The organism is Empedobacter falsenii (genome assembly GCF_013488205.1).
Classification (GTDB): domain Bacteria; phylum Bacteroidota; class Bacteroidia; order Flavobacteriales; family Weeksellaceae; genus Empedobacter; species Empedobacter falsenii_C.
Genome location: NZ_CP040908.1, coordinates 2,433,158 through 2,453,797 on the forward strand (window position 1 = coordinate 2,433,158; position 20,640 = coordinate 2,453,797).

The 20,640-nt window shown below is 30.9% G+C and carries 14 protein-coding genes; 8 read left to right on the forward strand and 6 right to left on the reverse strand.

All coding sequences use genetic code 11. The features are described 5' to 3' along the window. Positions 1-31: 31 nt before the first annotated feature. From FH779_RS11275 to dinB, 5 genes are all read left to right on the forward strand, one after another. Positions 32-736, forward strand: a complete 705-nt coding sequence (locus FH779_RS11275) for a class I SAM-dependent methyltransferase (RefSeq protein WP_125350536.1) — start codon at positions 32-34, stop codon at positions 734-736. 152 nt (positions 737-888) lie between these two features. After that, positions 889-1,326, forward strand: coding sequence for a hypothetical protein (locus tag FH779_RS11280; RefSeq protein WP_180904758.1), 438 nt, complete (start codon positions 889-891; stop codon positions 1,324-1,326). 21 nt (positions 1,327-1,347) lie between these two features. Beyond that, on the forward strand, positions 1,348-6,381 hold the full coding sequence (locus tag FH779_RS11285; RefSeq protein WP_180904759.1) for a DUF4132 domain-containing protein: 5,034 nt from the start codon (positions 1,348-1,350) through the stop codon (positions 6,379-6,381). 136 nt (positions 6,382-6,517) lie between these two features. Beyond that, on the forward strand, positions 6,518-8,785 hold the full coding sequence (locus FH779_RS11290; RefSeq protein ID WP_180904760.1) for a cation:proton antiporter domain-containing protein: 2,268 nt from the start codon (positions 6,518-6,520) through the stop codon (positions 8,783-8,785). 19 nt (positions 8,786-8,804) lie between these two features. Beyond that, positions 8,805-9,884 carry a DNA polymerase IV gene (dinB, locus tag FH779_RS11295; RefSeq protein ID WP_180904761.1) on the forward strand — a complete coding sequence of 360 codons (1,080 nt, stop codon included), beginning with the start codon at positions 8,805-8,807 and terminating at the stop codon, positions 9,882-9,884. A gap of 368 nt (positions 9,885-10,252) precedes the next feature. On the opposite strand, the gene FH779_RS11300 is transcribed toward dinB, so the two are convergent. From FH779_RS11300 to FH779_RS11325, 6 genes are all read right to left on the reverse strand, one after another. Beyond that, positions 10,253-12,841, reverse strand: a complete 2,589-nt coding sequence (locus tag FH779_RS11300) for a T9SS-dependent M36 family metallopeptidase (RefSeq protein ID WP_180904762.1) — start codon at positions 12,839-12,841, stop codon at positions 10,253-10,255. A 117-nt stretch (positions 12,842-12,958) separates the two neighbouring features. Further along, positions 12,959-13,846: a Ppx/GppA phosphatase family protein gene (locus FH779_RS11305; RefSeq protein WP_180904763.1), complete on the reverse strand. Its 888-nt coding sequence runs from the start codon at positions 13,844-13,846 to the stop codon at positions 12,959-12,961. After that, positions 13,836-15,902, reverse strand: a complete 2,067-nt coding sequence (gene ppk1, locus FH779_RS11310) for a polyphosphate kinase 1 (protein ID WP_180904764.1) — start codon at positions 15,900-15,902, stop codon at positions 13,836-13,838. The genes FH779_RS11305 and ppk1 overlap by 11 nt, the downstream gene beginning before the upstream one ends. Further along, entirely contained in the window at positions 15,899-16,384 is a 486-nt protein-coding gene (locus FH779_RS11315) for a SixA phosphatase family protein (RefSeq protein WP_180904765.1), read from the reverse strand. The genes ppk1 and FH779_RS11315 overlap by 4 nt, the downstream gene beginning before the upstream one ends. 92 nt (positions 16,385-16,476) lie before the next feature. After that, positions 16,477-16,908, reverse strand: coding sequence for an acyl-CoA thioesterase (locus FH779_RS11320; RefSeq protein WP_180904766.1), 432 nt, complete (start codon positions 16,906-16,908; stop codon positions 16,477-16,479). A gap of 23 nt (positions 16,909-16,931) precedes the next feature. Next, positions 16,932-17,966: an AI-2E family transporter gene (locus FH779_RS11325; protein ID WP_244957951.1), complete on the reverse strand. Its 1,035-nt coding sequence runs from the start codon at positions 17,964-17,966 to the stop codon at positions 16,932-16,934. Positions 17,967-18,079: 113 nt separating this feature from the next. Between FH779_RS11325 and FH779_RS11330 the strand changes: the two genes are divergently transcribed. The 3 genes from FH779_RS11330 to FH779_RS11340 all read left to right on the forward strand — a co-directional run bounded on the left by FH779_RS11330 (position 18,080) and on the right by FH779_RS11340 (position 20,578). Beyond that, positions 18,080-19,099, forward strand: coding sequence for an isoaspartyl peptidase/L-asparaginase family protein (locus FH779_RS11330; protein WP_114999768.1), 1,020 nt, complete (start codon positions 18,080-18,082; stop codon positions 19,097-19,099). A 36-nt stretch (positions 19,100-19,135) separates the two neighbouring features. Then, a complete protein-coding gene (locus tag FH779_RS11335) occupies positions 19,136-19,918 on the forward strand; it encodes a hypothetical protein (RefSeq protein ID WP_180904767.1) in 783 nt (260 codons plus the stop codon). A gap of 84 nt (positions 19,919-20,002) precedes the next feature. After that, positions 20,003-20,578, forward strand: a complete 576-nt coding sequence (locus tag FH779_RS11340) for a hypothetical protein (protein ID WP_180904768.1) — start codon at positions 20,003-20,005, stop codon at positions 20,576-20,578. The last annotated feature ends 62 nt before the right edge of the window (positions 20,579-20,640 follow it).

Below are 20,640 nucleotides of genomic sequence, written 5' to 3' on the forward strand. Positions count from 1 at the left end.
GTATCAATCAGAACATAAAAATAAAAATAACATGAAAGACCTTTTCGGACAGGCAATTTTAGATTATCAAACCAATCATTCGCCCGAAGATCTCTATACCGAAACATCAATTTCAGAATTAGATGTGATGCCAATTGATTATCTTTTTAGAGATTATGATGACATGCCAATTTTGGAGCAAAAAGCATTGGATTTATCAAAAGGAAAAATCTTAGATGTTGGTTGTGGAGCGGGTTCTCATTCACTTTATTTGCAAGAAAAAGGGTTGGATGTTTTAGCAATTGATATTTCTCCGAAAGCGATTGAAGCTTGTTTATTGAGAGGAATCAACAATGCAAAAGTTCAGAATTTCCTTGAAATCAATGAAGCTGAGAAATTTGATACGATTCTATTTTTGATGAACGGAACTGGGATTTTTCAGAATTTAGTTTTAATTAATGTTTTCTTGGATAAAATCAAAAATTTATTAACCGAAAATGGTCAAGTTTTGATTGATGGAACCGACATTATTTATATGTTTGATGAAGACGAAGATGGTGGAAAATGGATTCCAAGTAATGGAAATTACTATGGTGAATTAGATTTTACGGTTCATTATAAAGGCGAGCAAGAAGAACCTATTCAATGGTTGTATTTGGATTTTGACACGTTAAAAAATGCGTGCGAATATCATCAACTAAAATGTACAAAAATAAAAACCGAAGGAGATTCTTATTTAGCAAAAATTACTTTGTAAAATATCGTTTCGATAATAAAATACAAACTCATTAGTTCATTAGAATTAGTGAGTTTTTTTGTGTTAAACATTAACTAATTTTAGCAAAAGTTTAATCTTTCTAAAAGGTTATTTTTATTAATTTTAGAAAACTCATACTAACACAAACTTATATGAAAACTATTCACGTCAATGTGAAACAATTGGGCAAAAAACATCCAATTCTTGCCGAATTACCTATACAACTTAATACAACAAAAGATACAATTTCTGTTCATGAGCTTCTTGATTTTATAGTTCAACAACAAGTTGAAGAATACAATCAAAAACCGATAGAAAAAGAAGATATTGATACAGAAAAACTTCCTAAAGAAAACTATTTACCACTTCTAATTGAATCAGGTAAAGTAAGTTTTTCTAGTATTTATAACGAAAACAAAGCTGATTTATCCAAAGCACAAGAAACAGCAAAACAAGCTTTTGAAGACGGAATGTTTGCGATTTTCTTAGGAGAAGAACAAATAGAAGATTTAGCTGAAGAAGTTTCATTAACAACTAATCAATCTTTTACATTTATACGACTTACTTTCCTTGCTGGAAGCTACTGGTAGAACGAACAAAACTCAAAACATATGCCTACACTTATTGAAATTTTGACTCCATTTGAGACAAAAAACAAAACGAAAGAGCTAGAAAAAAAATTAAAAAAATCCTCAGAACTTTCTCTTTTACCTAAATCTATCAAAAAAGAAGTTGCCGAATTAGGATTATTAATTCTAAAAGGTAACACGGATTATTACTCAGAAATTGATTACGGAACCAAACAATTTTTCAAATTAAAAGAATTAATTTCTGACAATATCTGGGAAGATAAAAAATACTATAAATTATTAGAACTTTTTTATGGTGAAGAATTGGCTCCTTATGTAAAAAATAGTTGGAACAAAATGTCTCAACATATTTACCAATCGGGATATTACAGACGATCTTTTCGAGCACCTAATCAAAAAGATTACATTCTTGTCAAGCAGATCAATTTTCTACGAAATTTATTGACAAAACCTTCTCAATACACTTCCGAAGGCTATAAATACTATGATTTACCAATTGTTGAGCAAATTAGATATTCTTCTGACATCGGTATTAATGATAGTTACACATTGATTTGGTCTGAAATGATTGACCAAGGAAATCAACAGATTTATCAATTAATGGAAGATATTATTTACGGAAAAGATCCTACAGGAAAAGTTTCACGAAATATTATCAAAGCTTTATTAAATTCTCATAAACCTGAAGCTTGGGAATTGGTTGAAAAACTTTTGCTTTCTGCACAACGACAAGAAGGTTTGCGACAAACAATTCTCGAAACCTTAGACGAAACAAGTGTTGGCGCATTACAATCGTTGATAAAAGTTATTATTAATGAAAAATTAGCTCGCTTTTCTTCTGTTGTTCGCGCTGTAGATACGTGGACAGGATTAGGTTGGGAAGCTGAAAAAGAAACAACAATTCGTAATATCTTAGCTTTTGCTGATCAATTTTTGACTCATCCTGAAACCATAGAAAAAGGAATAGAAAGTAAAAACAACAACGAAGTTTATATGGCGCTTTGGTCGCAAGGTGTAACAGATATTGATATTTCATTAAACTATCTAGATAAATTACTTGAAAAAGGAACAATAGAAAAAAAATGTTTGGCTTTAAAATTTGCAAGCGAAACTTCTATTTACGAAAAAGAAATAAGGCTTTATAATAAAGCTTTAGACGAAGTTAATTTACAAGTTTTCTCTTTCTTTTTACCACGAATGATTTCTGTAACTTCATCATTCAAATTTCCTAACGATGATACTTTAATCGGTCTTTTTGATAAAGTTTTACATCTTGCAGAAACAATTCAAGAAAAGGAAAAAACATTCGAAGGAAAAGTATTTTCTTGGTTAAATACAAAATTCTCGAAAGACGATTTATATTCAGTTGCGATTAATTTAATTGGAGAAGACCAAACAAAACTTGAACGAATTCTAGCTCTATTTGATCAATTAAGTCTTTCGTTACGCGAATCTTTAACGCGTTTGGTTTTAAAAGATTTTTACAGTTATTCATATTATTATATGGATCAGAAAAAATCGACAACTAAAGTTTCTGATTTTCAGCGAGAATTTGCATTAAAAGTAATTAAAGATCGAGGCGAAAGTATTGTTGCTTCTGCTTTAAATACATTAAAACATTCAGAATTAAATCAACAAGAAATTGAATCGATTCAAGATTTATTTAAAAGAAAAAGTGCCAATCTTCGCAAACATTTAATTCAATTAATTCTTCTTCAAAATGATGAAATCATTTCAACTTTTACGCAAAATTTAATTGAAAAAGGTGATGCTGAACAGCGTTTGGCGGGATTAGACATTTTATTACAATTAAACAAAGAGAAACGTGCTACTGATTTTATAAAACAAACTGTCAGTTCTTTTAACGAGCGCAAAAAAATCACTGAAAAAGAAACTATTCTTTTAAAACAATTAGATCCAAAAAGTTCTAACGATATTTTATCTATAGAAAATGGTTATGGAATTTACAATCCAGCTAATATTACGCCATTCGAATTACCGAAATTGGATAAAGATTCGGTTTATTTGAAATATACAAAGAAGAATAAATACGGTTTTTCTAAGTCTGAAAACGAAATTGTTAAGAATTTAGAACAATTGAAAGATCTTTATCTTCAAAATAAAGATTACGAATATGAGTATGAAGATTGGAACAATAGCGTAATTACAGATTTGTTGGGAAATAGTTTTAATCCTTTGAAACGAAATACTCAAAACTTAACTGCTGACGAAAAATTTGCAAATTATCCGTTACATGAAACGTGGGAAAAATGGTATTTAGACAGCAAGTTAACACCTATCGATCTTTATTTATTGACGATGGAAGAAGAATGTGATCGAAAAGTTTGGCGAACTATTTTAGAAAATTATGTGTTCTATAACAAAGGAAAAATTCCAAATCCTTTAAAAACTGATTATTATTGGAACAATCCTTTAAAATCAATTTTGTTTATTCTTCAAGAAAAATTCCCGTTTGAAGATGCAAATAATTTCGTTATTGATGCAACAATTCAATTGTTTTCTGCCTTACCAAAAGACGTTATTAATTATCAAAGTAAAAGAGATAAAAACAATTATTATTACAACGAAGAATTTGGAAATGGTTGGCAAAACGAACGCTTTTTTGATGTTTTTCTGAACAAAATAAACCTTATCAATCTAGAAAAAGATGATGTCCAAAAAGTATGGAATATCTACAGATGGCGTCAATACAATGGTTTAGAAGAAAATATAAAATTTAATAAACCACCGCTTTATATTTATTGTTTAGCTTATCAAAATAAATTCATCACAAAAGATGAAATGTACGAAGGAATTCTAGATCCTGATTGTATCAATGAAATCACAAGTGATCGAAAAAATTATCGTTACCAAGGAAGTAAAACCATGCAAGAAGATTTTCCTTTCTTAACTGAAATGATTGAAAATATTCGAGAAAAATTTTTAGATGTTGAATTAAAACGTGGAGATTCTAATACAAATGTCACGCAATTTGTTCAAAGTTTTGAGCATATTTATGGAATAAATCGTTTTGTTGAAATTTTAGATAAACTTGGAAAAGCTAAACTTTTCAAAGGATACATTTATTCTTGGCGTTATACGGATGTTACAAAACAAAAGTTATTTAGTTTCTTAATTAAACGATGTTTACCACTAGAAACTGATACGCAAGAAGAATTCAATCAATTAGTAAAGAAAGCTAAAATTTCAGAAAGTCGTTTAATAGAAGCTTCTGTTTATGCACCTCAATGGCAAAAATTAGTTAGTAATTATTTAGATTGGAAAGGTTTAGACGCCGCGATTTGGTGGATGCATGCACATACAAAAACATCTGGCTATCAAGCTGAAAATGCTGAATTAGAAAGTGAAGTTGCAAAATATTCCTCAATTGATATTCAAGATTTCAAAGATGGGGCGGTTGACAAAGACTGGTTTACAAAAGCATATAAAGAATTAGGAAAATCGCGTTGGGAAATTTTGTACGAAGCTGCGAAATATATTTCTGACGGAAATGGACATCGTAGAGCAAGACTTTATGCAGATACTTTGACAGGAGATTTAAAAATTAGAGAAGTTACAGCCAAAGTAAAAGATAAACGAGATCAAGATTATTTGCGTGTTTACGGTTTGGTTCCATTGAGCAAAACAAATGCAGAAAAAGATGTTTTATCGCGCTATGAATATTTACAACAATTCAAAAAAGAAAGTAGAGAGTTCGGATCGATGAAACAAACAAGCGAAGCTTTAGCTTTGCGAGTTGCTTTAGAAAACTTGGCAAGAAATGCAGGTTATCCAGATCCTATTCGTTTAACTTGGGCAATGGAATCTCAACAGGTTCAGCAAATTTTATCAAAAGATACACAAGTCGAAATTGATGGTACAACAATAGGTTTGATTATTGATGAAGACGGAAAAGCAGATTTGGTAACTTTTAAAGGAGATAAACAATTAAAATCTATTCCACCAAAACTAAAGAAGGACAAAGCAGTTGTAGAACTTACCAATTATCGTAAAACATTGCGAGAACAATTTACTCGTTCGAGAAAAGGTTTAGAAGAAGCGATGATTCGTGGAGATGATTTTTTATTTTCAGAAATTGAAAATCTTTTTTCACATCCAATCATTTCAAAACATTTAGAGAAATTAGTCTTTATTTCAAGCAAAAATACAATTGGTTTTTATGTAAATGGACAATTAAAGGACGCAAAAGGGAATTTACAATCTATTGATTCTACAGAAATGTTCAGAATTGCTCATTGTTATGATTTACATCAAAATTCTGTTTGGATTGATTATCAACATTATTGTTTTGATCAAAAATTAAAGCAACCTTTTAAACAAATTTTTAGAGAATTATATATTCCTACAGCAGATGAACTAAAGGAAAAATCTATTTCTCGTCGATATGCTGGACATCAAGTTCAACCAAAACAAACATTGGCTTTATTGAAAACACGTGATTGGAAAGTTGATTACGAAGAAGGTTTGCAAAAGGTTTTTCACAAAGAAGGTTATCAAGTTAAGCTATATGCTTTGGCAGATTGGTTTTCTCTTGCTGATGTCGAAAGTCCAACTTTAGAAACTATCGAATTTCACTCATTAAAAACACATAAAAATATTCCTTTCGAAGAAATTAATCCTAGAATTTTCTCGGAAGTAATGCGTGATATTGATTTGGTTGTTAGTGTAGCTCATGTTGGCGGTGTTGATCCTGAAGCAAGTCATTCTACAATTGAAATGCGAACAGTTTTATTAAATGAAACGACTCGATTATTCAAACTGAAAAATGTCGAAACAAAAGGAAGTCATGCTTACATAAAAGGAGAAATGGCAGAATATAGTGTACATTTAGGAAGCGCTGTTGTGCATCAAGTACCAGGTTTGTATTTATCTATTTTACCTGTACAATCGCAACATAGAGGTCGAATATTTTTACCTTTTGCTGATGATGATCCTAAATCTGCAGAAGTCATCTCAAAAGTTTTATTATTAGCAAAAGATAGTGAAATAAAAGATCCAACTATTTTAAGTCAAATAAAACGAGAAATAAACTAAATAAAAAAAGCGAAGAGTTTTTATCTCTTCGCTTTTCTTTTTACAAAAAATTGATAATGATATAAAGTTAATCAATAGTTGAACAATTAATTATCTTTTAAAAAATTCATAAATTAGTGGAGATTAAACGCAATTTATGGAAGAACACCTGCCAAAACTCATTACCGATCTTGGATTAATTCTATGTGTAGGCGCTGTGACGACGCTTATTTTCAAACGCATCAACCAACCTCTTGTTTTAGGTTATATTATTGCTGGTTTTTTAGTTGGACCACATTTCGAATATATTCCATCTGTTGCAGAAGAACATAATGTGGAGATTTGGGCAAAAATTGGTGTTATATTTCTACTTTTTAGTCTTGGATTAGAATTTAGTTTCAAAAAATTGCTCAATGTTGGTGGCTCTGCCTCCATCACTGCAATTGTTGAAATTATTTGCATCGTAACCGTTGGTTATTTTGTTGGTCGATTTATGAATTGGTCTACAATGGACAGTATTTTCCTCGGCGGTTTATTAGCCAGTTCTTCTACAACCATTATTATTAGGGCGTTTGATGAATTAGGTTTAAAACGAAAAAAATTCGCGAATGTCGTTTTCGGAATTTTAATTGTAGAAGATATTGTGGTCATTTTATTGATGGTTATGCTTTCTACAATGGCTGTTAGCCAGCATTTTAACGGAGCAGAAATGATTAATTCTTTCGTTAAATTAGGTTTCTTTTTAGCGGTTTGGTTTATTGGAGGAATCTTTATTATTCCAACTTTTCTACGTTCAATTAAGAATTATTTAGATGATGAAACTTTACTAATTATCTCAATTGGGTTATGTCTTGGAATGGTTTACATTGCTGATAGCGTAGGTTTTTCAATAGAATTAGGTGCATTTGTAATGGGTTCTATTCTCGCTGAAACTGTTTATGCAGAAAAAATCGAACATAATTTTCAATCTGTAAAAAATCTATTCGCAACAATTTTCTTTATTTCTATTGGAATGATGATTGATCCCGTTTCGATGTACGAACACAAATGGGCAATTTTGATTGTGACCTTGTTGACGATTTTCGGAAAGTTAATTTTTACCACTTTAGGTGCTATAATTTCAGGACAACCGCTAAAACAATCTGTACAAGTAGGAATGAGCATGGCACAAATTGGTGAATTTGCTTTCATCGTTGCTGGTTTAGGACTTTCTCTTGGTGTAACAAGCGACTTCTTATTTCCTGTTGCAGTTGGTGTTTCGGCAATTACAACATTTACAACACCTTATTTAATAAAATCATCTGACAAAGTTTATACTTTATTGGAAAAAATTCTTCCGCAAAAATTCATTCAAGGTGTTGAAAATTATTCATCTGATACACAACATATTCAAAACGAAAATAAATGGAATAAAATCATCAAACAAACGGTTTCAACAATTTTCATCAATGGAATAATCATTATCGCAATCACATTAATCATAAAAAGCTACGTTTTATTCTTATTAACCGATTGGTTTACCTATTTTGGCGCAAGTTTGGTCAGCCTTACATTGACATTTGTATTGTGTATTCCATTTATTTGGGCAATTATTGGAAATCGTCCAAAAAGAGAAATTATCCGAGAGTTTTGGGATGAATCTAATTACAATCGTGCACCAATTATTGCAATTATTTCTATACGTTTAACTTTAGTTGTAGTTGCTGTAATCTTTATTTATAATCAATTTTTCTCAAGTACAATTGCCTCAATTATTTTGGTTATTGGATTATTGATTACTATGTATTTTCTTTCGAAATATTTCAATCAATTTTACAATTATATTCAAACAAAATTCATTTATAACTTAAATGAACGTGAAATTTTGACTAAAAAAATTGAAGAGAAAAAGAAACAAGATAAATTTCAATATACTTGGGATAACACACACATTTCGGATATGATTGTTCCACAAAATGCGAATTTTATTGGTGTTCCTTTGGGTGAATTGGATTGGCGAACAAAATTTCAGATCAATATTGCCTATATCAAACGTGGGGACCGAATCATTCAGACTCCAAATTCTGAATCAGTTTTATATCCTTTCGATAAAATTGGAATTATTGGAACGGATGAACATATTCAACGATTTGAGAAGTATTTGCAAATTATTGGTGAAACTCCTCCAGAAAATAATGATCTTAAAAATACAGATAATTTTACGTTGGATAAAGTAGTTATTCCGAATGATTTTTGTGTTTTGGAGCATAAATCGATTGGTTGGGTAAAAGATACGGCGAAAGGAATTGTGGTTTCGATAGAGCGCGATGGTAAAATGATTCATAATCCTGATCGAAATGTACCGATTGAACTGGGCGATTATTTGACAATTGTTGCCGATAAGAAAAACTTAAAAAACTTTATTCAGGAGTATCATTTAAAATAAAAGCGAGTAATTTTGCAAGATGCAGCGTAAGATTATTCACATCGATATGGACGCTTTTTTTGCTTCTGTTGAACAACGAGATTTTCCCGAATTAAGAGGAAAATGCATTGCTGTTGGCGGAAATGAAGAGCGAGGTGTGATTGCTACCGCTAGTTACGAAGCTAGAAAATATGGAGTTGGCTCTGCAATGTCCTCTGTTGTTGCAAAGCGCAAATGTCCGCAATTAATATTTGTAAAACCTCGATTTCAAGTTTATAAAGAAGTTTCGAATCAAATTCGTGAAATATTTCTTGAATATACTGATTTGGTCGAACCTTTATCTTTGGATGAAGCTTTTTTGGATGTAACAATTAACCATAAAAACATCGAAATTGCAACGGATATAGCAAACGAAATCAAACAAAAAATAAAAGAACGAACAAATTTGACTGCTTCAGCAGGTGTTTCGTTCAATAAATTTTTAGCTAAAATTGCTTCGGACTATAACAAACCTGATGGACTTTATGTTATTACACCTAAAATGTCTGAAAGTTTTATTGATCAATTACCAATCAAAAAATTTCATGGAATTGGAAAAGTAACTGCCGAACGTATGCAAATGATGGGTATTCATACAGGTTTGGACTTGAAGAATCTAGAATTAGAAAAACTCTTACGCGAATTCGGAAAATCTGGTAAATACTATTACAATATTGTTAGAGGATTAGATTTTAGAGAGGTCAATCCTACTCGATTGCGAAAATCATCTGGTTCAGAAACAACTTTTAGCAAAGATTTAGAAACATTAGAAGAAATGCAAATCGCTTTATTTCCACTAATGGAAGATGTTTGGAACTTTTCCTTGAAAACATCAATTTATGGAAGAACAATAACTGTAAAAATAAAACACAATGATTTTTCGGTTACTACAAAAAGTAAATCAGCTTCATTTCCAATTAAAAATAGAGACCTTTTTGATCAAATTTGTTATGATTTATTAACCGAAGGTTACTCTTCAGAAAAACCTGTTCGACTATTAGGTGTTGCTATTTCAAATTTATCCAATAATCAAAAAAAATTCGGAACTCAACTTGAAATTCCTTTTAGAGAAATTATATAAATTCTTTAAACAATTTTATAAATTCCGAAATAATAAAATTTAAACAACTGATTTAAAATAAATTAACAATGTTTTAAATCAATACATTTTATTTACTACTTAGATTTATTTTTTACTACCTGTAGACACTTTGATGATAGTCTACATTTTTTAGTTTAGTATTTATTCAAGACATTTGTATCAACAAACAACATCGTTTGTAATGCTTTTAAGATTACTAACCAACAACCAAACTAAAAAGCTATTTTGATAAATCTAACCAGTTTATCAAAACAACCTAAACCAATATCAATTATCTAAACCAAATTAAAAAATCCATCTCAAAAATTGAGATGGATTTTTAGTTTTATTTATTTTGAAACTAAAATTTAGTTTTTAATCAATTTTTTTGTAATAGTTCCATTACCTGTTTCAAATTTTAAGATGTAAATACCTTTTGGTAGATTATCAGTGGAAACTGTTCCTTTTTGACCATCAAATTTTACATTAGAAGTTGAAACAACTTTACCTGTCATATCAACAATATCAACTTTGATATCATTTTTAATAGATTTATCAACAATGTAAACTACATCCTTAGCTGGATTAGGATACATTTGGAAAGTAGATTGTTTAACATCAGAAGTAGCTAGTTTACATTCTAACTCTTCAACTGGTGGCATATCAAAAGCTTCTGTTCCATCTGTTCTACTGTTAGAACTTCCTTGTTTAGCGCTATAACCTAAACCACGAGCTGAAAATGCTTCCCAAATCTCACACTTATTAACTCCATTATTTAATTGTTCGTCAGCTTTAAGAATAGCATCACGTCCATCTACAAATCCTGGAAAACAAGGTTGTAATTTAAGACCTGTCATTACTAATTGTATAGCCATATTATTACCAGCTTTACCATTATATAAATCTGGAGAGAAACCATATTTATTAACCATTTTCCAGTTTAAATCCCAAAGCATAGAAGCCCATACGTAACCAGTATTGTGAGGAGAATCTGAATTACCATAAGTTTTTAAGAACCCATATCTAGCAGGATTAACTGTCATATCAGTCGAATAAACTGTAGGACGAATTCCAACACCTTCTTTCTTTTCACCTACAGCAAATGTTCCTATTCCTCTTTTAGTAGTACTTATATCAGATGGCAATTGAGTAATCATCAATCCAAAGAAATCAGACCAACCTTCACCCATTTGTTCAAGATTATTCAAACAGTTAGCATTTGTGATTGGACCAGTCAAGCGATTAGAAATTCCATGTCCATATTCATGTGCAATAATTCCGTTGTCTAAACTTCCATCAATAAATGATTCATCTGGTTTTAATAAAGATCCATTAACGACTACTTTATTTTGCAATTCTTGCATAATTGCATCTCCATCTGCTTTACTAATAGAAATTGCTGGAATTGTAATTGTTGTATCATCTCCAGACATATTAATCATCCCATCTACATTATTTACAATAATAGCAGCTTTAGCTCCAGCATTCTGAGCATTTTTTACTTTTATAGCAAAAGAACAATCTCCACGGTATATAATTGCTATCTTATCATTTACTTCTGCAGCATTTGTGATTGTCCCACAACCATCATAAGGCGTACCTGTCGTTTCACTTTTTACAATTAAGGCAAGATCTCCAGTTAAAGCAGTAGAAGTTAATGTACCTCCCCAAGTAGGAACAGTAGCTTGATAACTACCAGCTATGTTAGCAGGACTATTAATAATTAGTGGTTCTGGAGTTTTATTCCATAAGTACATTGCCATTCTTGGAGATCTTCCGTCTGCAGGTGTAGCAAAAGTAGCATTGTTAGTGTACCCTAACGACACTCCTGTTTGTGCCAAGGCTACAACATCATCATTACCTGTTCCTCCTTTATCAAAATTAACTTTTTGAAAATTTCCATTAGCCTCTGTAAAACCATAATTATAGAAAATATCATGCATCATATTGTTCATATAGAACAAATTAGTGGTTGCACCTTCCCAATTAGTATAAGGATGGTTAGACAAATTCATTGGAAAATCAAAATTCAGATCATTTCCTCCATCAGCATAATCAGTATCTTTGATTGTTACTGTATTTGATATAGAATTATAAGTCTGATACCCTTTAGAATCATGATCCCTAACAGCTCTTACATTGTTTCCTTCTGTTCTTGTTTTTACAGTTGATTCTGCTGTGTTATGCCAACCATTCGGTGATGCAGTTGCATTTGAAACAGAAAGATCAGCAAATGATCTTCCTCCACGATTAGGAGCTTCTAAAGGTAATTGGTAAACATTGTATTGTGGTGATGCTACATTTTTAACATCTGCATATAACCAATCCCAATCAGCTTTATTAAATGTAGCTAAATTCTCATTATGAAAAGCTCCATGATCAAAACCACAGCTTAATGTGTTGTTATGTTTTTCTAAAATTGCACCATTCATTGCGTTAACAATAACATGAATGATATCATTATGGTTATCTTTTACCAATTGATAACTAAATGCATAACTTAAAATTGCTTGGTTTTGGTCATTAATATAATAAACCAATTCTGAAGAATCATCTTTCGAAAAATATACGCCATTTTGGTCTATTTTTGAATCTGAAAAAAATTTTAATCCTTCTGATTGAGCTACTTTATTTAAAGCATCGTTAAAATTTAAAGATGGAGAAATATCTGCATTCTTTAATGATATATTAAAATTTTCTGATGAAGTTTTAGAAATAACCTGTTTATCCTTTATTATATATGTTGAATAACTGTTATAAATTGGAATACCTTGGAAAGTTCTTTGTGTGTAAACCCTTTGATTAAGATCATCATTAATTGTTTGAGCAAATTTATACTCAACATTACCTGCTATGGCCTTTGCTTCATAATTATCTACAATTTGCTCTGCCGTTTGGGCATAAGCAGACATAGATAAAAGAAACGCAGAAAATATCAGCGTTAAATTTTTCTTCATTATATTTTGTGTTAATTAATTATGAAACTAAATTAAGTAATACATTTTAAAGAAAAAATTTGGAAATTAAAATCGATTTAACTAATATAAAAGGCCAGACTAATCTGACCTCATCATTTATTTTTCTAAATCTTTATATACTTTTCGAATAATTCCGTCCGAAAGTCCAATTTTCGGAACATGAATTTTCTTTGCATGCGACCATTTTAGTACATTATTATAAATTTCTAATGCATAAACCACCACATCAGCGCGGTCGGGCTTCATATTGAAATTCTGCATACGCTGTTCCGCAGTCATTGTTTGTAAAATTTGATAATGTTTTTTCACATAAATACTACTCAAAGGCATTCCTAGTTTTACGCCAGAATATTTGTATACATGGTTGATGTTTCCACCAGAACCAATTAATTCTACTTCATCATGACCAATGTTTTCATGAATCCATTCTTTCATTTCGTTAAAAGTATTTGGCGAAACTTTATTTTCTAACAAACGTACAGTTCCTACTTCAAAAGATTTTGACGTAAAAACCTTATTATCTTTTAATAACGTTAATTCGGTACTACCACCACCAACATCTACATACAAATAGATTTTTTCGTCTTGTATAAAATCACCTAATTCCGTATTAAAAAGTAATTCAGCTTCGGTTTTTCCATCAATAATTTCGATGTTAATTCCAGATTTTTTCATCACTTTTTTTACAACATCTTTTCCGTTTTTTGCTTCGCGCATGGCAGAAGTTGCATAAGCTTTATAGATTTCAATATCATAAACCTTCATCATTAATGCATAAGACAACATAGCATCACAAATACGATTTATATTTGTTTCGGAAATTTGTCCATCAATAAAAACGTCGTGTCCCAAACGAATTGGCATCCTCACAATACTGGTTTTATTAAAAATTGGCGCACGACCTTCTTCTTCGTAAACATAATTAATCAACAATCGCATGGCGTTAGATCCAATATCTATTGCTCCTAATTTTCTAATCTTCATTTTCTTGTTCGTTTAATTTTTTAAAATATTCGTAGGTCGTAAACTGAGAGCGGTTCGGTTTTTTATTGTTTCGTTTGTATTCTAAAGAAGATTCAGCCGTTATTTGGCGACCTTTTACATTATCTTCAAAACTCAAATTAAACGTATCCATAACGATTTTTTTGAATTTATGATCGTAAATCGGGCACGCAACTTCTACACGATTATCCAAATTACGCTCCATCATATCTGCCGACGAAATATATACTTTGTCATCACCCGCATTCTTAAACCAATACACACGTGGATGTTCCAAAAATTTATCAATAACGCTGACACATTCAATATTTTCGGAAAGATTTTTAACTCCAGGAATCAAACAATTAATTCCACGCACAACCAAACGAACTTTTACTCCTTTTTGAGAAGCTTTATACAATAAATCAATGATTTGTTTATCGCTTAAACTGTTCAGTTTCATATTAATTTCTGCAGGTAAACCAGCTTGATGATTTTTGATTTCTCGTTTAATCATCTTGACAATTTTTTTACGCGTTCCATAAGGTGAAACCAATAAATGATTGTACGTTAAGTTCAAATAATTAGCTCCGAAAAATTTAAAAATCTGTTCAACATCCTTTGTTATTCCCGGATTAGTTGTAAAATACGTATAATCTGTATAAATTTTTGCTGTTCCTGCATGAAAATTTCCTGTACTGATAAACACATATTTCTGTGCCAACATTCCTTCTGGTTTACGCTCGATATAACCAATTTTCGAATGTACTTTCAGTCCCGGAACCCCAAAAATAACATTCACACCAGCTTCTTGCAATTTTTTCGACCACATCGCATTATTGGATTCATCAAATCGCGCGCGAAGTTCCAAAACAGCAGTTACTTCTTTTCCGTTCATTGCTGCGTTTATCAATGAATGCATCACTTGAGAATCTTTTGCAACACGATAAATAGTAATTTTTATTTTGGTTACTTTCGGATCAATTGCGGCTTCACGAAGAAATTTTAACAACAAAGAATAATCATGATAAGGCGCCATCATCATTTCTTCATTTTCCGTAAAAGCTTGAAAATAACTGTTATATTCAAAAGGTTTTTTCTGAATAATTGGCTTTATTTTTTCATACGTTAAATTAGGAATATCAAAACTTGGAAAGCTCATCAAATCTCGTTTGTTGTGATATTTTCCACCCGGATTGATACTATCATATTCGTCTAATCGTAATTTTTTCAAGAAAAATTTCAACGTATCTGGTGCAATTTCAGCATCATAAACTAATCGTACAGGAACACCTTTTTTACGATTTTCTAAACTATTAATGACTTTTTCTAATAAACTATGTTCCAAATCATTATCAAAATCAAGTTCGCTATCTCGGGTAATTTTGATGGAATGCGCTTCAATTGTTTCAAAATCAAACATCTTGAAAATATCTTTCAAATGAAAACGAATAATATCTTCCAAATACATGACATAGGTATTTTGATCATACTTTGGAAGCACAATAAAACGCGAAAATAAATGCGTTGGAACAATCAAAAGTGCATATTGAACTTTGTCTTTTAATTGCATTTTTACCGCTAAATAGAACGATCCATCGCGTAAAGGTGGCGCTTTTTTGATGTCATCTAAAATAAAAACTCCAACTGTATGGATAAATTCGTTGTAAAAATATTCGGAAATAAATTCTAAATAATTCTCAGGAATTGATTTATCATCAATCACAAAAATATTGTGATTCTCTAATTCTTTGAATAATTGATTATGCAAATCATCGTACTGAACGCGCTGTTGACGCACAATTTCATTGATTTCATCGATCAATTCTTCGTCCGTTTGATCTGGTACAATATTTTGATAAACGATTTCTACATCTTTGAACTGTATCGAGCGCAAAATTGTAGAATATCGAACCGAATAAAATTCATCTAAATTGTTTGAATAAATTCCTAAAAAACGAATTCGTTCTAACAACGGAACTGTTTCGTCAGAAGCTTCTTGCAACACGCGCGCATTGAAAGAAAGCCAACTGATTTCGCGGTTTATATATTTTTTCATTTAATTTCTTTAGGTAAAATTATTTTTATAGTTTTTCCTTTTTGTATCGATTTCCAATCATCAGAATCAAACTGTATCCAGACAAATCCAGAAGTCGAAAGATTGTAAATCATATCATTTCCTAACTGATTGGTAATATCTGTAAACGCAGGATTATGTCCAAAAATAAGAACATTTTGCAATTCATTATCCAAATTTCTAATCCATTTGTCTAATAAATAATGCGAAAAAGTATACAAATCATCTTCGATATGAATGGTTTGATTAGGAAATAAAATAGGTTTGACAAGTAGAGAAGTTTCTTTTGCTCGAACTGCTTTGCTCGAAAATATTTTATCAAATTTCAATTCAAAATTTTGATGAATATAATTCGCTATTTTCTTCGTTTTGAATTCACCAATCTCTGTGATAGAACGAAATTGATCTGAAACATTTTCGTTCCATTTACTTTTTGCATGACGCATTAAAAACAAATTTTTCATAACGCAACGAGTTTAAAAAGAAACAGTAGTTAAATCTAATCATTATCTAACGAAAAGACTTAACTACTGTTGTATTTTTTTAGGATTATTTTCTAAAGATTACCTTCGTAATTCTTAAAATCATTTTTTACCCAATCTGGCAATTCCATTGATTTTTTCTCTTCCATATCGTACATTACTTGTGTACTTTTTCCGATACAATGAATAACATCTTCGCCATTTTCGCTTTTACTTGTGACAATATATTCAAAATCGAAACTCTTGTTTCCTAATTTTGATACACGCACACCAATACGAGGATCTATCGCATTTGGACGTAATTCTTTTTGGTAACTTGCTTCTATATGCGCAATAACAAACATGTGATGCGTCCACTGCCATTTTTTGCTCGAAGCCATCATATAATAGGCTCTACCAGTCTGAAAATATTCGAAATAAAATACGTTATTTACATGACCAATTGGATCAAAATCGCTCCAACGTGGTTCTAAAGGCTTAAAGAATTTAAAGTTTTCTATACTCATTTTTAATTGGTTTTTAATAATAATTAATCTTCTGGATTTGGATCAATAAATTCGTATTTGTACAATTTGACTAACCAAAAGAATACTGAAAATAAGATTGGTCCAAAAATAATTCCAATAAATCCGAATAAATTTATTCCAACGATTACTCCAAAAATAGTAATTAATGGATGAACATCCGCCATTTTTTTCTGTAAAACTAAACGAATCAAATTGTCTGATAATCCAACAATAACAAAACAATAAATCAATAATCCGATCGCTTGTCCTGTATCACCGCTTGCAAGTAAAAATAGTCCAAGAGGTACATAAATAAGTGCGGCACCAACGACAGGCAACATTGCAGCAAAAATGGTTAAAATAAACCAAGTAAACGCATCATCTACACCAAATATAAGATATCCAATGTAGGCAATTATTGCTTGTAGAAAGGCTGTTAATGGCATTCCGACAGCATTTGAAATAACTAAATCTTTCAAATCTTTGTTCATTTTGACTAAATTACTTGTTTTAAGCGGAATTGTTCTGTAAAACCAATTTTCAAGTTTTTGATGGTTCATCAACATAAAATACAAAATAAGGAAAGCAACACCCAACTGAACTGTCATATCCATTGAAGCATTCAGTGTTTTTTCTAATAATTTCCCTCCAACTTGTGTTATTTTTTCAATATTTGTTGCGCTAAAAACATCAATATGAAATTTGATTTGCAACATTTCAATAATTTTATTGACATCTTTTTTAATTTGAGCTGTGTCATTTAATAGCACCATTACTTTATTCGTTAACATTTGAATTAATAAATAAAGTGGTCCTATAATTAGAATTGCACTACTAATCATTAAGACAATTACACTTCCTAATTTGTTCCATTTTTTTACTTTAACTAGCCATTGCAAAGGATTTAGGAGCAAAACGTACAAACATAAAGCGCCAAGAAAACCAGGGAAAAATGCTAAAAGATTTTTGGTAATTAATCCAAAAACTAAAAGTATTATTGCAATAAATGCTAACTGTAACAAGATATTGTTAGAAAGATAGTGTTTATTAGAGTTCATAGGTATTTATTTGTTTAATAACAGTTGTTGATATTTCGTTATCAAATTCAATGCTAAAAATAGTTAATTTCTATAAACTTTTCTATTTTTAGACGTTGAATAAAATTTTACACATGAAAAAAATAGTTGGTTTAATCTTATCCGTTTTGACGATGACGACATATGCGCAAACGAAACAAGACAAAGTTGTTTTGGTAATTCATGGTGGTGCTGGTACAATTCTGAAAAAAAATATGACACCCGAAAAGGAAAAAGCATACCGAGATGCTTTAGCTGAATCTTTGACAAAAGGTTATGAAGTTATCAAACAAGGTGGCGAAAGTGAAAATGCGGTGATAGAGGCCATAAAAGTAATGGAAAATTCGCCTTTGTTTAATGCAGGAAAAGGAGCGGTTTTTACACATGAAGGTAAAAATGAATTAGACGCTTCGTTGATGATCGGAAATACAATGCAAGCTGGAGCTGTGGCTGGAGTTACAACGATTAAAAACCCTATTTTAGCAGCAAAAGCTGTTTTACAAAATTCTGCTCATGTAATGATGGTTGGAAAAGGTGCTGAAGAATTTGCTCAAACTCAAGGTTTAGAAATTGTTGATCCAAGTTATTTCAAAACGGAAGAACGCTGGAATTCTCTTCAAAAAGTTTTGGAAAAAGATAAAGAAAAAATGGAATTAGACCACGATGCTAAAACACAAGCGTATGTTCCATTCAATTTTGTTGACGAAAAATTTGGTACAGTTGGCGCAGTTGCTTTGGATAACAAAGGTCATATCTCGGCAGGAACTTCGACGGGCGGAATGACAAACAAACGTTTTGGGCGTGTTGGTGATTCGCCAATTATCGGAGCTGGAACCTATGCAAATAGCGAAGTTGGTGTTTCGAGTACAGGTTGGGGCGAATATTTTATTAAAGCTGTTGCGGCATATGATGTTGCAGCTTTGATGAATTACAAAAAACTTTCTTCGAAAAAAGCTGGTGAAGAAGTTATCAAAAAAATTGGTGATTTAGGTGGCGATGGCGGAATGATTATTTTAGATAAAAATGGTCAAGCAAGTTTTCCTTTTAACACTGCCGGAATGTATCGCGGAAGTATTACGCAATCAGGTAAGATAACTATCGAAATTTATCAATAAATTTGGAACACATTTTAAAATAAAGATATACAATACATGATAAAACAAATTTTACTTACAGCCACTGTTGTTCTTGCAAATTTTGCAACAGCGCAAGTAACCTCTATGATTAATGATAAAAATGTAGATGCTTCGACAAAAGTATATGGAATGGCTCCTTTAAGCGATGAAACAAAGGCTTATGAGAAGTTTAATTTTATGTTAGAAAATGCAGCGGCTATACAATTAGGAAAACCAATTTTGGAGTATGGATATCAATCGTCTACTTTCCAAGCGCAAGAAAATGGAGTGATGATTTATATGGTAAAAGATAAGAAAATTGTCGATCAATGGTTGGTGAATCCTGCGTTGTACAATGTTTTTCATGACGGAATTCCTTATTCTTTTGATGCTGATAAATTAGCTGTTCTTGCTGATAAATATCCGTTGATTTATAAAGAAGAAAAACGTCAATATAAAACCGAAAAAGAATATCAAAAACAGCGTCCAGCCTTGTTTGCGGATTCTTATAATTTGATTATTACAGAACCAGATTTTACATACGAAGGATATTTTGATGTGCAATTTCCACAAAACGAACAATTCAAAAATTCTGAAGCTGCGATTGCTTATTTAAAACCAATTGTAGAGAAATTGACAAAAAAGAAATTTGATATAAATTATACAATTACTGAAAAAAATATTTTAGATCGTACACAATTTACAATAACAGTTGCAGGAGAAGAAAATATCTATAAAAAAATAAAATTAGATAATCTGCAAAAAGGAGATTGGCAATCATTAAGTTATGAAGCTTCGATTTTCCGAAAAGCAAATTAATAGAAAGAAAAGGTTTTTGAAATAATCAAGAACCTTTTTTTTATCCACAAAGATTCGTAATTTGACTTTTTAACTCAAAGAAATATGAATTCTAACTTCTATAAAATATTACAACACTCAAAAGAAAATCAATCAATTATTGCCGTTTACAATGATCCCGAAGGAGACAATTTTTGGGCTGGATATATTTTAGATTTTAATGACGAATTTTTTACAATGCAGCACATTTCGAAATATGGTAAAAAAGATGGGATTTTAATCGAACCTTATTTCAAAATTAGTCGAATAGATGTTGATGATTACTGCAAATGTCTCAATTATTTAAAAGAACATCACACCGATTTGGATCAAGAAAATCCAATTACATTTAATGCAACAGCAGAAGAAAATTGGGTTCGTCAAATTTTAGGCGAAATAAATGATCAAACCGAATATGTTACACGTATTCAATTAAATAACAATAGTCGTTTTGCAGGTTTTATTCGAAATTTAACTGAAGATGATTTTGAGTTGAAATGTATTGGTTCGGAAGGAACAGACGAAGGTTCTTTGTATTTTCAGGTTGATGATGTTTCGTCGATTCGTGTCAATGATTTAGAAGCTCGTCGAAGATTATTTTTTTATAATTATCGCCGTTCTATCGACTTTTTTGATGAATAATTTTTATCAAGAAAAACGCAAACTACAACTTAAATTATTAGGAATAAAATTTGATTAGATTT

Excerpts from the sequence above, each read along its gene's own strand:
- ppk1 (WP_180904764.1), bottom strand. The coding sequence starts at position 15,902 with ATGAAAAAATATATAAACCGCGAAATCAGTTGGCTTTCTTTCAATGCG.
- FH779_RS11330 (WP_114999768.1), top strand. The coding sequence starts at position 18,080 with ATGAAAAAAATAGTTGGTTTAATCTTATCCGTTTTGACGATGACGACA.
- FH779_RS11335 (WP_180904767.1), top strand. The coding sequence starts at position 19,136 with ATGATAAAACAAATTTTACTTACAGCCACTGTTGTTCTTGCAAATTTT.
- FH779_RS11280 (WP_180904758.1), top strand. The coding sequence starts at position 889 with ATGAAAACTATTCACGTCAATGTGAAACAATTGGGCAAAAAACATCCA.
- FH779_RS11305 (WP_180904763.1), bottom strand. The coding sequence starts at position 13,846 with ATGAAGATTAGAAAATTAGGAGCAATAGATATTGGATCTAACGCCATG.
- FH779_RS11290 (WP_180904760.1), top strand. The coding sequence starts at position 6,518 with ATGGAAGAACACCTGCCAAAACTCATTACCGATCTTGGATTAATTCTA.
- FH779_RS11300 (WP_180904762.1), bottom strand. The coding sequence starts at position 12,841 with ATGAAGAAAAATTTAACGCTGATATTTTCTGCGTTTCTTTTATCTATG.
- FH779_RS11315 (WP_180904765.1), bottom strand. The coding sequence starts at position 16,384 with ATGAAAAATTTGTTTTTAATGCGTCATGCAAAAAGTAAATGGAACGAA.
- FH779_RS11285 (WP_180904759.1), top strand. The coding sequence starts at position 1,348 with ATGCCTACACTTATTGAAATTTTGACTCCATTTGAGACAAAAAACAAA.
- FH779_RS11325 (WP_244957951.1), bottom strand. The coding sequence starts at position 17,966 with ATGAACTCTAATAAACACTATCTTTCTAACAATATCTTGTTACAGTTA.
- FH779_RS11340 (WP_180904768.1), top strand. The coding sequence starts at position 20,003 with ATGAATTCTAACTTCTATAAAATATTACAACACTCAAAAGAAAATCAA.
- FH779_RS11320 (WP_180904766.1), bottom strand. The coding sequence starts at position 16,908 with ATGAGTATAGAAAACTTTAAATTCTTTAAGCCTTTAGAACCACGTTGG.
- dinB (WP_180904761.1), top strand. The coding sequence starts at position 8,805 with ATGCAGCGTAAGATTATTCACATCGATATGGACGCTTTTTTTGCTTCT.
- FH779_RS11275 (WP_125350536.1), top strand. The coding sequence starts at position 32 with ATGAAAGACCTTTTCGGACAGGCAATTTTAGATTATCAAACCAATCAT.